The organism is Paractinoplanes maris (genome assembly GCF_023544465.1).
Taxonomy (GTDB): domain Bacteria; phylum Actinomycetota; class Actinomycetes; order Mycobacteriales; family Micromonosporaceae; genus Actinoplanes; species Actinoplanes maris.
Genome location: NZ_JALPVL010000002.1, coordinates 747,409 through 761,409, shown reverse-complemented (window position 1 = coordinate 761,409; position 14,001 = coordinate 747,409). Strand labels below are relative to the sequence as shown.

Below are 14,001 nucleotides of genomic sequence, written 5' to 3'. Positions count from 1 at the left end.
CGGGCACACTTGAGGTATGCGTGAACCATGGGTCGTGGGGGTCTCCGGGGCTTCCGGGACGCCCTACGCCCGGGCTGTTCTCTCGGCCCTGCTCGATGCGGGCGAGGCGATCGATCTGGTCGTCTCGCGGGCCGCGCGGCTGACGATCCTCGACGAGACCGGGTCCACTGTGCGCGACGCGCATTGGAAGGACGACGTCGGCGCGTGGCTGGGGCGGGATCTGGGCGACCTGTCCTACTGGCCCGCGGGCGACCTGGCCGCCGGGCCCAGCAGTGGGTCGTACCCGGCCAAGGGCATGATCGTGGTGCCGGCCAGCACGGCCGCGTGCGCGGGCATCGCGATCGGCCTGTCCAAGGATCTGCTGCAGCGGGCGGCCGAGGTGAACCTCAAGGAACGACGACGCACAGTCATCGTCCCTCGCGAGACGCCGGTGACGCGCAGTCACCTCGAGCACCTGATCGCGCTTCATGACGCCGGTGCGGTCGTCCTCCCTGCGAGCCCGGGCTTCTACGGCGCCGGGGCGCAGGCCACTGCACAACAACTCGTCGACTTCGTTGCGGGCAAAGCGCTGGACGCTCTGGGCGTACCCCACACGCTCCTGACCCGTTGGAAGGGTGAACTGAACTCTCAGCGCAACCCGTTGGGCGGCCCGTAACCCATGCCCGGATTGCTCGGGCCTGCGTTCCGGGGCCGGTTGGCGGCATCGTCCTCGCGCATTTCCTCGACCACGCCATCGCCCTCGAGCAATGCGCGGACCTCGGATTCACGGAATCGGCGGTGGCCGCCGGGAGTACGAATGCTGCCGATGCGCCCAGCGGCGGCCCAACGGGTCACCGTTTTCGGGTCGACGCGAAACAGCGCGGCCACCTCGCCTGGTGTGAGCAAGCGATCTCCAGTGTCCACAGCCCCCTCCTCGCGTCGGTCTTTTGGAGCGGCCGTGATCACGGTGAGTGTCGGCGTGCTCGATCGGGACGTAAAGCCATTAGAGCATTGCCCCGGAACCGAGTCCCTGGAATGCGGAAAAAGCCCTAATTGCGACAGTGATCGTTATCCTGCCGACGTTTGCGCTGCTACCGGGCGTGAGTGACCAACTGCCACCCGATTAGGGTCTTCACCATGGACTCCATCGACCTCCGCCTGATCGAGCTGCTACGGGAGAACGCCCGCTCGTCGTACGCCGAGCTCGCGCGCCAGGTGGGGCTCTCCGCGCCGGCCGTGCACGAGCGGGTCGGCAAGCTCGAGGCGGCCGGCACGATCCGCGGTTACCGGGCCGAGGTCGACTACGAGGCGCTCGGTCTCGGCGTGACCGCCCTGATCGGCATCATCGAGGACTCCGGCGCCGACACGGATGACGTGCTGACCGCGTTGCGCGCGATGCCCGAGGTGGAGAGTTGCTATTTCATGGCCGGGGTGGAGTCGTATCAGCTGACCGTCCGGGTCGGCACGATCGCCGAGCTCGAACAGCTCATCGTGCGGGTCAACCGCACGCCCGGGGTGGCTTCGACCCGGACGGCGATAGCTCTCTCGACCAAATGGGAGAACCGGCCGCAGCCTCACCTCGGCTGATCGCCCCGCCGCGGCCGCTGAGGAGCCGCCTGCGGCGTCAGGAGACCTGCTTGGGGTACGGGTCACCGGCCCGCCCGGCCAGGCCGGGATAGTCGACGGCGAAGCCGTCCTCGTCGATGGCCAGATCGGCGCTGAAGGTCTCGGTCGCGAACCGCACCCGGCCCTCGCCCAGCGCGGTGTAGATCTGGTCGGCCTGCACCACCTCGAGGCTGGGCAGCAGCACCCAGGCCACGCTGAGCCGGTGCGCGACACCGACGGCGTCGGCGGCCGGCCGGTGCAGGCCCAGGCGGCGGATGGGCAGCGTGTTGGTGAGCGGCGAGCCGGTCAGGTCGACGTCGAACGCGCCGTACAGCAGATCGGGATCCTCGATGCCCGGCAGTCCCGCGCCGGCGTGCCCGGTGGCCGACAGCACCGCGTCGAGGTTGCCCTGCTCGGCGGTGGTGGCCCGCCAGGTGCCGGCGGCCAGTTCGAGGCGCAGCGTCCGGGCCCAGCCGGCGCCCTCGGTGGCGACATCGAAGTGCGCCGTGACCCAGCCCGGATCAGTGCGCAGCTCGTAACGACAGCTGTAGGGGACGGGATCGACCGCGAGCGCCGTGCCGCGGGCATAGAGGCCGTCGGACGTGTCGAGCAGGGTGTGCTCGGATCCGGCCAGGTCCTTGCGTTGCCAGAACAGGGAAGCGGGCAGCAGCGACATGCCCTCTGTGTACCCGGCCGGGCCGCCCGGGAAAAGCCGGACGCCCGGCACGTCGGGTGCCGGGCGTCACGGATTCAGCGTTCGAGTGGTTCAGGCTCAGTAGCTACGAGCCGGGCGCGGCGTGCCGAAACGGCCCGTGGGGCCCTCCCGGCGGTCGTTGCGCTGGTTGGTGTCGCGGCGGAAACCGCCGGCGCGCTCACCGTTGCGCTCGGTGGGGCGGCCGAAGCCGCGCTCGCCGCGCGGACGGTCGCCACCGCCGGCGAAGCCGCCCCGGTCGCCGCCACCGGAGTAGCCACCCCGGTCGCCGCCACCGGCGTAGCCGCCGCGGTCCGCGCCGCCGGCGTAGCCGCCGCGGTCGCCTGTGGAGCTGCCGCGGTCGCCGCCGGTGGAGCCGGAGCGGTCGCCGCCGAAGCCGCCGCGCTCGGGGCGGTCGCCGTACGAACGTTGCGGACGGTCACCGCGGGGACGGTCGCCGAACGAGCCCCGCTCGCCGGCCGGCCGGTCGCCGTAAGACCGTTGCGGACGGTCACCGGCGGGCCGGTCGTCGAACGAACGCTGCGGACGGTCACCGTACGAACGCTGCGGACGGTCACCGCGGGGGCGGTCGCCGTACGAGCCGCGCGGGCGGTCGCCGAAGCGGCCACGCGGACGGTCGCCACGCTCGCGACGGGGCTCCGGCTCCTCGATGACCGGCACACCGCTGGGCTCGCTGGCCCCGGTGATCTCGGCCAGCTTCTCGTCGCCCAGACGCACCCGCGTCTCGGTCGGCGCGACACCGGCCTTGGACATCATGGCCTGGGTGGTGCGGCGCTGCTTGGGCAGCACCAGCGTCACCACGGCACCCGACTCGCCGGCCCGGGCGGTGCGACCCGCGCGGTGCAGGTAGTCCTTCGGGTCCTTGGGCGGGTCCACGTGCATGACCAGCGAGATGCCGTCGACGTGGATGCCGCGGGCGGCCACGTCCGTCGCCACGAGGACGTTGGTGCGGCCCTCCTTGAACTCGGCGAGCGTACGGGTGCGGACCCGCTGGGTCTTGCCGCCGTGCAGCGCGCCGGCCCGGACGCCGACCTGCCGCAGCTGCTCCTGGAGCCGGTCGACGCCCATCTGGGTGCGGGCGAAGACGATCGTCTTGCCGGCCCGGTTGGCGATCGACGCGGCGATCGGGAACTTGTCGTGCGGCGGGATCAGCAGCAGGTGGTGATCCATGGTGGACACGCTGGCCTCGGACGGGTCCGTGGAGTGCGTGACCGGGTCGTGCATGAACCGCTTGACCAGCGCGTCGACGTCACCGTCGAGAGTGGCCGAGAACAGCAGCCGCTGCGCCTTCTCAGGGGTCTTGGACAGCAGCTCGGTGACCTCGGGCAGGAAGCCCATGTCGGCCATCTGGTCGGCCTCGTCGAGAACGGTGATCTCGATGTCGTCCAGGCGGCAGGCGCCCCGCTCGATCAGGTCGCCGAGGCGGCCCGGAGTGGCCACGATGACCTCGACGCCGCGGCGCAGCGCGTCCATCTGACGGTCGTAGGGCACCCCGCCGACGGCGGTCTTGAGGAAGACGCCGACCGAGCGGCCCAGCGGCGTCAGCGCGTCGGCGACCTGCATCGCCAGCTCGCGCGTCGGCACCAGGATCAGGGCCTTGGGGTAGTGCGGGCGGGCCCGGCCACCCTGGGCGACGCGGGCCAGCAGCGGCAGGCCGAACGCCAGGGTCTTGCCGGAGCCGGTCTGGCCGCGGCCGAGCACGTCCCGGCCGGCCAGCGCGTCGGGCATCGTCGCGGCCTGGATCTCGAACGGGGTGGTGATGCCCTCACGGCTGAGGACGCGCACCAGCTCGGCGGGAATGCCCAGCTCGGCGAAGGTCGGCAGGACGACCGCGGGCTCGGCGGGTTCAGCCGGCTCGTCGGTGCTCTCCGCCGTCACAGCGATCTCGGTGGTCTCAGCGATCGGAGCCGCGACCGCAGTCTCGTCAACGGACGCGACCACGGGGGTCTCGTCGGCGGACGCGACAGCAGAGGTCTCGTCGGTGGAGGCGACGACGGTGGTCTCGTCGGTGGACGCGACGACGGGGGTCTCGTCGGCGGGTGCCACGACGACCACGGTCTCGGTGGTCTCGGGGGTGGGCTGCTCGGTGGCAGCGGCCGGGGTCTCGGCCGACGCGGTCTCGGTGGACTCGGTGGCGCCGGACTCGGTGGAACGGGTCTCGAAGACGGACGGGAACGTGCTGGGATCAGCGAAAGTGGTCAAGAGAACCTCTCTACGGGGGCGCATGCTCGCGAATGGCCCGCCGTGGCTGCTGTGAGCCGACCGCTGAAATGCCCGCAAGAACGCCCGTGGCGCGCCAGGGGGGCACGCCGCTCAATAACTGTCATAAGTGTACGGCTCAACGTTTGGCACGCCGACCGCATTCCGCGCTGGTAGTGGGCAGGCTCACCCGTCGGCCCGGAACGCAATACGCGCAGCAGACCCAGCACACAAACCAAGCAAGCTTAGGGTCACGCCCGGCGTTACGCCAAATCGCCTACCGGTCGGCCCGGCCGCCGCGGGCACTTCCGCCGGCTGTGAGAGGTCAGGAGAAGACGCCCCCGAGCCAGTCGCTGAAGGAGCTGCCGGCGGTCAGCAGGAAGACGATGCTCACCGTCACGAGCAGGCCCAACACCACCAGCATGGCCACCGCGACCTTCATGTTGCCGCGCCGCCGGTCGATGACCTCGTCGCGCCAGCCCTGGGCCAGGATGTGCCCGGTCAACGACCCGGAATTCTCCACCGGGTTGGTCGAAACGGGCATCGTTGTGTCGATCGTCTCGTATCCGCCGGTGCCATAGAGGGTGCCGGGATCAGGGCGCTGCTGCGGGACGGCCATCGTCGGCTCGGGGTCGAAGCCCGGCGGATAGGCCGGGACGTCGCCCGCCCGCGACCTTGTTTCGGTCGGCACGACCTGGGTCGGCTCCGCCTGAGCGCCGGGGGCGCCGAACGGCCGAGGCGGATTCGCTCCGAACGGTGGCCGGTTTCCGTGCGGCTCACCGACCCCGAACGGGGTGGCGGGCCGTCCCGAGGTGGCCGGCGGCACCGTGTAGGCCGGCAGACCGCTGTTGACCGAGGAGATCAGCGGCGGGGGCGGGACGATCGGCTGTGGCGGGCCGGGCACGGGGCTCGGGCCGGGCGACGGCGGCACAGGACTCGGCCCCGGACCCGGCGGAACCGGGTTCGGCCCGGGACCTGGCGGCACGGGGTTCGGCCCGGGACCGGGCGGCACGGGGTTCGGCCCGGGACCTGGCGGCACGGGGTTCGGCCCGGGACCGGGCGGCATGGGCGAAGGACCCGGACCGGGCGGCACCGGCGACGGGCCGGGGCCGGGCGGAACCGGCCCAGGAGGAGTCGGGCTGGGCGAAGGCGTCGGCGCCGGGAAGGGGCCGGGCGGCGTGGGGGCCGGGAACGGCTGGGGCTCGATCGGCTCGGGGCGGCCGGGCGAAGGCTCTCCGGGCTGCGGCCGCGACGGGGGCGGCGTGGGCACCGGGGCGGGACGCGCGGGTTCCGGGTCGCTCGGCTCGGGTTGCGGGCGCGATGGGGGCGGCGTGGGCACCGGGGCGGGACGCGCGGGTTCCGGGTCGCTCGGCCCGGGCTGCGGGTCGGACTGGACCGGCGCGCGGTCGGGCGCCTTGGGCGCGCCGACCTTGGCGCGCGCCACCACCGACCGGCTTTCCTGGCCGGGAGCGGGCGGAGCGGAAGCCGTCGCTGACCGGCTCACCTGGCCGGAGGCGGGGGGAGCGGAAGCCACGATGGGCGCCGAAGGAGCTGCCGAGACCGGGGCGGAAGCGGACACGGTCGGGGTGACGACCTTGGCTCCGGCTGCCTCGGCCGAGTTGGTGCTGCCGTAGACCTTGGCCTCGCCCGTGCCCCAGCCGGTCGCGCCGGCCGGCGCGGGGCTGATCGAGCCGGGCACGGTGGCGCGGGCGGCGCCCGACCCGAGGGTCGTCGGCAGTCGCCGGCTGGAGCCGTCGACCCGCTCGGGCGTGCGGTCGGAAGGCGCGGCACCGTTGTCGGAAGCCGGAGCAGCCGAAGGGATGCCGGAAGCCGAGGAAGCACCGGAGTCGTCCGTGGCCGGAGCGGCCGAGACCTGCGCGGTCGCCCTCACCGAGCCGCTGCCGGAGCTCTCGCCCGGCTGCATGGCTCCCCACAAAGCTCCTGGTGCGGGCGGTGGCGGAGGCGCATACGCATCCTGATCGCCGACCACCGGCGTCCCCGCAGCGGGCGGCTTCCTGCCGTCGCTGTCCGGTTTCGCCTGCCGCTCGTCCATGGAACCTCCCGACCGCCGCGTGCCGACGGATTCGGTCGTCGGGCGCTCACATAACCGTGCCATATCCGTGCGCGTCAGCACACCCGGCATCAACTGGACCATGCCCCCGGCCGGGCATCGACCACCGGAAAGACCAAATTCGAGCACCTCGTGGCGGAGCCCGCCCGGCACCCGTAGACCGAAGCGGACACGACGCGCCGGGCCGCCCTCAGGATCCCGAAGAGGACTTCGAGGACGGCTTGGTGGTCGACTCGGTGGCCTTGGCCGAACTGCTGCCACCGCTGGGCGTCGAGTCAGCCGAGGCCGAACTCGAGCTGGACCCGGCGCCGGCCGAGTTCGACCCACCACCCGACGGAGTGCTGGAGCCCCCGGAGCTGGAGCCGCCCCCGGAGCTGGACCCGCCACCCGAGCTGGACCCGCCACCCGAGCTGGACCCGCCACCCGAGCTGGAGCCACCCCCGGAGCTGGACCCGCCACCGCTGGCCGGCGCCGTGGTCGTCGCCGGCGGGTTGGTGGTGGCCGGCGGATTCGTCGTCGCCGGCGGGTTGGTTGTCGTGGGCGGCGTCGACGGGGTGGTCGGCGGGGTTGACGGAGTGGTCGGCGGCGTCGACGGGGTGGTGGGCGGCGTCGACGGGGTGGTCGGCGGGGTTGACGGAGTGGTGGGCGGCGTCGACGGGGTGGTCGGCGGGGTCGACGGACTCTTCGGCGGCGTCGACGGGCTCGTCGGCGGCCTCGTGCTCGTGGGCGGCGAGGTCGGGCGCGTGGTCGGCGTCGGGTTGTCCGGCGTGGTCGGCGGCTCGGGATCGGGCTCGCCGAGCACAGGGCCGGGCACGACGCCCTCGATCGAGCCGAACACGCGGGTGGCCTGGAACAGCCGCGACCACCGGACCGGGGTCAGGCGCACGTTGAGACCGGTGCGCGGGGCCTCGACCATCATGCCGTTGCCCGCGTACATCGCGACGTGGTGGATGCCCCGCCAGCTGTTCGAATGGCTGAAGAAGAGCAGGTCGCCGGGGAGCAGCGAGTATCGCGACACGACCTTGTTGCGGGTCTGCCAGTACTGGTCGCGCGAGACCCGGTTGAGCTGGAAGCCGACCGACTTGTAGGCCGCCCACATCAGACCGGAGCAGTCGTACTCGTCGGGGCCCTCCTCGGACCAGACGTAGGGGTCGCCCCGCTGGGCCAGGGCGAACCGGAGCGCCCCCATGGCCTTGGCGTCGGCGCCGCGACCGGCCTCGGGGCCGGCCAGATAGGTGGGCGCGAGCGCGCTGTCGACGCCGGCCTGGCTGGCCTCGGCCGCGGCCAACTCGGGCTGGTGGGCCAGCTCGAGGGTCTGCTGCGCGGCCTGCTTGCGGGTCAGCTGGGTCTGCAGGGTCCGGTAGGTCGCGGCGTACTCCGTGTGGCGCTCGGTGCTCAGCGACTGGTCGTCCAGTGCGAGCTGCGTCGTCACCTGGGCCAGCTCGATCTGACGGGCGATGGCCTGTGCGGTGCCCTGGCCGCGCTGCAGGCGGGCCAGGTCGTCGAGGTTGTTGACACCGGCCAGGCTGCCCGGCGGCAGGGCGGCGGCGTCGATCACGGCCTGGGCGGCGGCGTCGGCCGCGGCCGCCTGGGCCTGCTGGAGAGCGGCCGAGGCCGCCTCGTATTTCAGCCGGGCCGCCTCGGCCTGGGCCTGGGCCAGGTCACGATCCTGCTCGGTCTGGATCAACTTGTCGCCCAGGGCCGAGATGTCGTTGCGACCCTTTTCGATCTGCTGCAGCACCGGGTTGGTGGCGGCGCCGGGCAGCGAGGCGACCGGGGAGATGGTGGCCTTTTGACCGGGGAGGGTCAGGGTGCCGAGCGCCATCGGCCGGGAGCCGATGTCGGGCACGGCCAGGTTGAACGTGTCCTGCGGGGCGGCGGCCGGATCGGCCAGGGCGGGCACGGGCTGGAACAGGGCGGCGATGGTGGCGGCCACAGCCGAGAACACGACAGGGCGCCACCATGGGCGCGCTCTGCGTGATCGCCGGACCCCAACTCGTGCTGTCGCCATCTGCTCCCCGTTCGTCGCGGCGCCCGGCGCCGCGTGCCGTCCCCCTAAAGACTTACCCCACAGCTCGCATGCCTGTCGATTGATCCGAGATGAAAGAAGGCTGGGAATCCGACGAACGGCAGTTCTCGGGAGCCGAGCGGACACCGGCGGCCGCCGGGTCGCCGGGGGACAGACGTACTCTCGACGCAGTTCGGAGAGGGAGGCGCAGCACATGGAGGCCGGATTGAAGCGCGAGCTGGAGGCCAAGGTCCACGCCGGTGAGCGGCTGAGCCGTGCGGACGGTGTGGCGCTGTTCGGCTGCGACGATCTCGCCTGGCTGGGCCGGCTGGCCCACCACCGGCGCACCGAGCTCAACGGCGACCGGGTCACGTTCACCGGCGCGGCTCCGGCCGGCGCCGGCGGCGACCGGGTGGCCACGATGGTCTACGGGCATCTCGAGGATTACGGCGACCGCGTCGACGAGTTGCTGCGGCTGCGGGAGCGGCAGGACGAGACCGGCGATGTCCTGGCGTTCCGCCCGCTGCGCCGGGAGACCGGCTCGGGCGACCGCGCCACCGAGGTCGCGCCGGTCGAGTCGCTCAAGATGTTCGCCGTGTCCCGCCTGCTGCTCGACAACATCGCCCACGTGACGTGTTCGTGGGACACCCACACCCTGTCGATCGCCCAGCTCACGATGAATTTCGGAGCCGACGACCTGGACGGCTCGGGCGACCGGCCCGAGCGGGACGATCTGGTCGAGCTCATCGGGGACGCGGGCTTCCAGCCGGTCGAGCGTGACGAGGATTACGCCGTCGTCCGTGCCTACGATCGGGCGCCGTCGCTGGCCGAGCGCCGCAGCCAGCCGCAGAAGGTGTGGGCCTGAGCGGGCGCGTACCCTCAGGTTGTCATGACCGACACGAAAAGCGCGCGCCGGCCGCGCCGTGACCCCAGTGGACGCCTGGCGACCATCGGTGACCTTCTCGGCACCGCGCTGGCCGGGCTGGTGACCGGGGCCGTGCTGCTCCTGATCCTCGAGGCGATCCTGTCGCTGACCCGGGTCTCCGAGTTCGGCGCCACCAGCGGCTGGCTCGCGATCATCCTGCCGGTCTGGCTGTTCGTCGAGGAGTTCCGCGCCGAGGGTTACGGTGCCTCGCGGGTGGTCGTCGCACTGCTGGGCACCGGGTTCGCCGTGGCCGTCGGGATGACGATCGCCGGTTTCGCCGCGAGCCAGTTCCCGACGCTGGTCAGTGGCCTGGCCGGGGCTGCGGGCTTCACTGTGGTCTATTGCCTGATCTGGTTCTACGGCCTGCGGTGGCTGAGCCACCGCGTGGGCTGAGGAGAGGGAGACATGAGCCCCGCCATCAAGTACACGCTCGGCCGCATCGGCCTGTTCGTGGTGGTTCTCGCGCTGCTCACGCCCCTCCCGCTCAACTTCCTGGTCGCCGGGATGATCGCGATCGTGGTGTCCGCCGTCGCCTCGTATTTCCTGCTCGCCAAGTGGCGCAACCAGATGAACGAGCAGCTCGTCGGCGTCGCGAGTCGTCGCACGGCCGAGAAGCAGCGGCTGCGGGCCGCGCTGGCCGGCGACGAGGAGGCGGCCCGAGAGGGTGACCGGGCCACCGGGAAGACCTCCGAACCGCCCCGTTGATCACGGTGTGGGTGGGATAGCGTCAGAGGGACCGCGTTCAGCGAAGCCGGTGGGAATCCGGCGCTGTCCCGCAACTGTGTGACCTCCTGGAGAAGTCGAGGGGGCCGAGCCAGGTCGCCTGGACGCCGGTCGCGAAGAAGCGCTCCCGGGGAGGGGCGCCTCGCGGACAGACCACCCCCGAGGCCCTGTCGGCGAAGCACCCGGCCGACGCCCGTCGGCGAAGCACCCGGCCGACCGGAGGATCTCATGAAACGCGTTCTCACCGCCGCGCTGGCGGTCACCACGTTGCTGCTCGCCGGAGCCTGCGGCGGCAACGACGACAGCACCGAGCCCTCGGGCACCGCGGCGTCGAGCGCCGGCACCGCGTCGTACCCGGTGACCGTCGGCGATCTCACCCTCGACCAACGCCCGGAAAAGATCGTCTCGCTGAACGCGACGGCCACCGAGATGCTGTTCGCGATCGGGGCCGGTCCGCAGGTGACCGCGGTCGACGACCAGTCGAGCTTCCCGGCCGACGCCCCCAGGACCGACCTCTCCGGGTTCAAGCCGAACGCCGAGGCGATCGCGGCCAAGGACCCCGACCTGGTCATCCTGTCCAACGACATCGACAAGATCGTCGCGCAGCTCGACCGGCTGAAGATCCCGGTGCTCCTCGTCGAAGCCGCGACCGACCTCGACCGCACCTACGAGGAGATCGGCGAGCTCGGCACCCTGACCGGCCACCGGGCGGAGGCCGACGCGGTGACCACCCGGATGAAGGCCGACATCGACAAGATCGTCAAGGACGTGCCGGCTCGCAGCACGCCGCTCAGCTACTACTACGAGCTCGACCCGACCCTCTACACGGTCACCTCGAAGACGTTCGTGGGCTCGATCTTCTCGCTCTTCGGCATGACCAACGTGGCCGACGCCGCGGACCCCGACGGGGCCAAGGGCGGCTATCCCCAGCTCTCCCCGGAGGCGCTGGTCAAGGCCGATCCCGACACGGTCTTCCTGGCCGACACCAAGTGCTGCAAGCAGTCGCCGCAGACGGTCGCCGCCCGCAAGGGCTGGAGCACGGTCACCGCGGTCAAGAGCAATCAGATCTACGCGCTGGACGACGACATCGCGTCCCGCTGGGGTCCGCGCACCGTCGACCTGGTGCGGGCGGTGGCCGACGCCGTGGCCAAAATCCCGGCGTGACCAAAGCGGACGTGGCCCGGCCGGCCGGGCTGCGGGCCGGCTGGCTGGCCGGTGGCGTGGTGGCGGTGCTGGTGGCGCTGATCGCGGGGCTGGCCTTCGGATCGGTCTCACTGCCGCCGGCCGGCGTCGCCGCCGAACTGCTCAACCTGCTGCCCGGGGTGCACCTGCACAGCGGCCTGACCGACCGTGAGGTGGCGATCCTCACCGAGCTGCGGCTGCCCCGGGTGGTGCTCGGGCTGCTGGTCGGCGGCCTCCTCGCGCTGGCCGGGGCGGCCTATCAGGGAGTCTTCCGCAACCCGCTGGCCGACCCGCACCTGCTCGGGGTGGCGGCCGGAGCGGGCCTCGGCGTGACCGCGGTGATCTCGCTGCGGACCGGGGCCATCGGCGACGCCACCGCCAACCTGCCGATCGGTGTGCCGGTGGCCGCGTTCGCCGGTGCGCTCGGAGCGGTCGCGCTGACCTGGCTGCTCGGCGCGGCCGGCGGCCGGGACCGGTCCCCGGCGACGCTGATCCTGGCCGGGGTGGCGGTCTCGTCGTTCCTGGCGGCCGGGCAGACCTATCTCATGCAGCAGCACGTCGAGACGCTGCGCGAGGTCTATTCGTGGCTGCTGGGCCGGTTGGCCACGGCGGGCTGGCACGACGTGCTCATCGTGCTCCCGTACGCCGTCGTCACCGCCGTCATCGTGCTGGCCCAGCGTCGCGAGTTCGACGTGCTGACCGTCGGCGACGAGGAGGCGACCGGTCTCGGGCTGCACCCCCAGCGCAGCCGCTACCTGCTGATCGTGGCCGCCTCGCTGGGCACGGCGGCGGCGGTCTCGGTGTCGGGGCTGATCGGCTTCGTCGGCATCATCGTGCCGCACACCATGCGGTTGCTGGCCGGGCCGAGCTACCGGTCGATCCTGCCGCTCTCGGTGCTCTTCGGGGGCGCCTTCCTGGCCCTGGCCGACCTGCTCGCCCGCACGGCCGGGGGCCAGGCCGAGATCCCGATCGGCGTGGTCACCGCGTTCTTCGGCGCGCCGTTCTTCATCGTGGTGCTGCGCCGCAGCCGGGGCGCGTCGTGAGCGACCGGGCGATCCGGGTGCGGGACCTTCGCGTACGCCTGGACGGGAACCTGATCGTCGGCGGCGTGGCCCTGGAGGTGGCCCGGGGCGAGTGGGTCACGGTCATCGGGCCCAACGGCGCGGGCAAGTCCACGGCACTGCGCGCGATCGGCGGTCTGCTGCCCTTCACCGGCACGGTGGAGCTCGACGGCACCCCGGTCGACCGGTTGCCCCGCCGCGAACGCGCCAAGACGATCGCCACGGTGAGCCAGTCACCGACCGTTCCGCCGGGCATGCGGGTGCTCGACTACGCGTTGCTCGGGCGTACGCCGTACATCCCGCCCCTGGGCCGCGAGTCGGCCGCCGACCTGGCCGCCGTCGACGAGGTCCTGGAGTCGCTCGATGTCGCGCGCTTCGCCGGCCGCCGGCTCGAGACGCTCTCCGGCGGCGAGCGGCAGCGGGTCTTCCTGGCTCGCGCGCTCGCCCAGGGCGCCGGCATCCTGCTGCTCGACGAGCCGACCAGCGCGCTCGACATCGGACACCAGCAGGAGGTGCTCGAGCTGATCGACCGGTTGCGGGCCGAGCGGTCGCTGACCGTGCTGACGACGATGCACGACCTGACCACCGCGGGGGAGTACGCCGATCGCATGGTGCTGCTGGCCGAGGGGGTGGTGGTCGCGGCGGGAACGGCGCGCGAGGTGCTCACCGAGGAGAATCTGGCCAAGCACTACCGCGTACGGGTCCGGGTGATCGAAGGCGACCACGGCCCCCTGGTCGTGCCGGTGCGGGGCTGACGCCGGCTCAGCGGGCGCCGGCCAGCACGGCGAAGATGCCACCCTGGGGGTCGGCCAGGACGGCGTAGCGACCGATCGGCAGGGTGGTCGGGGGCTGGACGACGCGACCGCCGATCGCCAGCGTGTGCTCGGTCGAGCGGTCGCAGTCGTGCACCGCGAAATACACCGTCCAGTGCGGACTGACGTCGTCCGGCCAGACCTCCGGCAGCATCGGCAGGAGGCCGCAGACCGGTGTCTCGTGCACCTTGGCCACGATGTAGGGGATGCCGGACATCGAGCTGTTGCGGAACTGCCAGCCGAACACCGCCTGGTAGAACGCCATCGACCCGTCCAGGTCGCGGGCGTTCAGCTCGTTCCAGGTGAGCGCGCCGGGCACGTCGAAGAGCTCGGCGCCGTGCATCGTGCCCGGCTCCCACACGCTGAACGGCGCGCCGCCGGGGTCGAGGAAGGCTGCCATCCGTCCCTGGTCCTGCACGTCGAACGGCGGCACCAGCACCTTGCCGCCGTTCGACGCCACCCGGGCCGCGACACCGTCGGCGTCGCTGGTGCCGATGTAGGTGCTCCAGGCGGTCGGCTGCCCGGCGCCGTAGAGCGGACCGGCGCCGGCCACCGGCAGGCCGTTGAGCGAGAAGGTGACGTAATCACCGGACATCTCGGCCGACCAGCCGAACAGCTCGCAGTAGAACCTCTGTGCGTCGGCCAGATCGGCGGTGCCGAGATCGACCCAGGCCGGAGCTCCGGGCGTCGATGGGGTCATGGCCGCATCGTCGCATCGCGTACC

At 72.3% G+C, this 14,001-nt stretch carries 14 protein-coding genes and 1 riboswitch; of the genes, 8 read left to right on the top strand and 6 right to left on the bottom strand.

Annotated features, from left to right (window positions below; genetic code table 11):
- Window positions 1–16: 16 nt before the first annotated feature.
- A complete protein-coding gene (locus NAG42_RS08460; RefSeq protein WP_250029247.1) occupies window positions 17–655 on the top strand; it encodes a UbiX family flavin prenyltransferase in 639 nt (212 codons plus the stop codon).
- On the opposite strand, the gene NAG42_RS08455 is transcribed toward NAG42_RS08460, so the two are convergent.
- Window positions 628–903 (bottom strand): BldC family transcriptional regulator, encoded by a 276-nt coding sequence (locus NAG42_RS08455; protein WP_026206443.1) that lies wholly within the window; start codon window positions 901–903, stop codon window positions 628–630. The two genes, NAG42_RS08460 and NAG42_RS08455, sit on opposite strands and share 28 nt — an antisense overlap.
- Before the next feature lie 213 nt (window positions 904–1,116).
- Here NAG42_RS08455 and NAG42_RS08450 point away from each other — a divergent pair, with 213 nt between their 5' ends.
- Complete coding sequence (locus tag NAG42_RS08450; protein WP_250029246.1) at window positions 1,117–1,566, top strand: Lrp/AsnC family transcriptional regulator; 450 nt, start codon at window positions 1,117–1,119, stop codon at window positions 1,564–1,566.
- 37 nt (window positions 1,567–1,603) lie between these two features.
- Here NAG42_RS08450 and NAG42_RS08445 read toward each other — a convergent pair whose 3' ends face one another.
- The 4 genes from NAG42_RS08445 to NAG42_RS08430 form a co-directional block, all read right to left on the bottom strand.
- Window positions 1,604–2,260 carry a putative glycolipid-binding domain-containing protein gene (locus NAG42_RS08445; protein WP_250029245.1) on the bottom strand — a complete coding sequence of 219 codons (657 nt, stop codon included), beginning with the start codon at window positions 2,258–2,260 and terminating at the stop codon, window positions 1,604–1,606.
- 96 nt (window positions 2,261–2,356) lie between these two features.
- Window positions 2,357–4,498, bottom strand: coding sequence for a DEAD/DEAH box helicase (locus NAG42_RS08440; protein WP_250029244.1), 2,142 nt, complete (start codon window positions 4,496–4,498; stop codon window positions 2,357–2,359).
- A gap of 322 nt (window positions 4,499–4,820) precedes the next feature.
- On the bottom strand, window positions 4,821–6,548 hold the full coding sequence (locus tag NAG42_RS08435) for a hypothetical protein (RefSeq protein WP_250029350.1): 1,728 nt from the start codon (window positions 6,546–6,548) through the stop codon (window positions 4,821–4,823).
- A gap of 208 nt (window positions 6,549–6,756) precedes the next feature.
- Window positions 6,757–8,514: a C40 family peptidase gene (locus tag NAG42_RS08430; protein WP_250029243.1), complete on the bottom strand. Its 1,758-nt coding sequence runs from the start codon at window positions 8,512–8,514 to the stop codon at window positions 6,757–6,759.
- A gap of 274 nt (window positions 8,515–8,788) precedes the next feature.
- On the opposite strand from NAG42_RS08430, the gene NAG42_RS08425 reads away from it, so the two are divergent.
- The 6 genes from NAG42_RS08425 to NAG42_RS08400 all read left to right on the top strand — a co-directional run bounded on the left by NAG42_RS08425 (window position 8,789) and on the right by NAG42_RS08400 (window position 13,220).
- The gene (locus tag NAG42_RS08425; protein WP_250029242.1) at window positions 8,789–9,439 is read left to right on the top strand and encodes a hypothetical protein; all 651 of its coding nucleotides are present in this window, start codon (window positions 8,789–8,791) and stop codon (window positions 9,437–9,439) included.
- Window positions 9,440–9,463: 24 nt separating this feature from the next.
- Window positions 9,464–9,892 (top strand): hypothetical protein, encoded by a 429-nt coding sequence (locus tag NAG42_RS08420; RefSeq protein WP_250029241.1) that lies wholly within the window; start codon window positions 9,464–9,466, stop codon window positions 9,890–9,892.
- Between the two features lie 12 nt (window positions 9,893–9,904).
- Window positions 9,905–10,204 (top strand): DUF4229 domain-containing protein, encoded by a 300-nt coding sequence (locus NAG42_RS08415; RefSeq protein WP_250029240.1) that lies wholly within the window; start codon window positions 9,905–9,907, stop codon window positions 10,202–10,204.
- Window positions 10,205–10,249: 45 nt separating this feature from the next.
- Window positions 10,250–10,318: riboswitch (cobalamin riboswitch) on the top strand.
- 132 nt (window positions 10,319–10,450) lie between these two features.
- The gene (locus tag NAG42_RS08410; RefSeq protein WP_250029239.1) at window positions 10,451–11,386 is read left to right on the top strand and encodes an ABC transporter substrate-binding protein; all 936 of its coding nucleotides are present in this window, start codon (window positions 10,451–10,453) and stop codon (window positions 11,384–11,386) included.
- On the top strand, window positions 11,383–12,447 hold the full coding sequence (locus NAG42_RS08405; RefSeq protein ID WP_250029238.1) for a FecCD family ABC transporter permease: 1,065 nt from the start codon (window positions 11,383–11,385) through the stop codon (window positions 12,445–12,447). The genes NAG42_RS08410 and NAG42_RS08405 overlap by 4 nt, the downstream gene beginning before the upstream one ends.
- Window positions 12,444–13,220: an ABC transporter ATP-binding protein gene (locus NAG42_RS08400; protein ID WP_250029237.1), complete on the top strand. Its 777-nt coding sequence runs from the start codon at window positions 12,444–12,446 to the stop codon at window positions 13,218–13,220. The genes NAG42_RS08405 and NAG42_RS08400 overlap by 4 nt, the downstream gene beginning before the upstream one ends.
- Before the next feature lie 7 nt (window positions 13,221–13,227).
- Here NAG42_RS08400 and NAG42_RS08395 read toward each other — a convergent pair whose 3' ends face one another.
- Entirely contained in the window at window positions 13,228–13,977 is a 750-nt protein-coding gene (locus NAG42_RS08395) for a VOC family protein (RefSeq protein ID WP_250029236.1), read from the bottom strand.
- Window positions 13,978–14,001 lie beyond the last annotated feature (24 nt).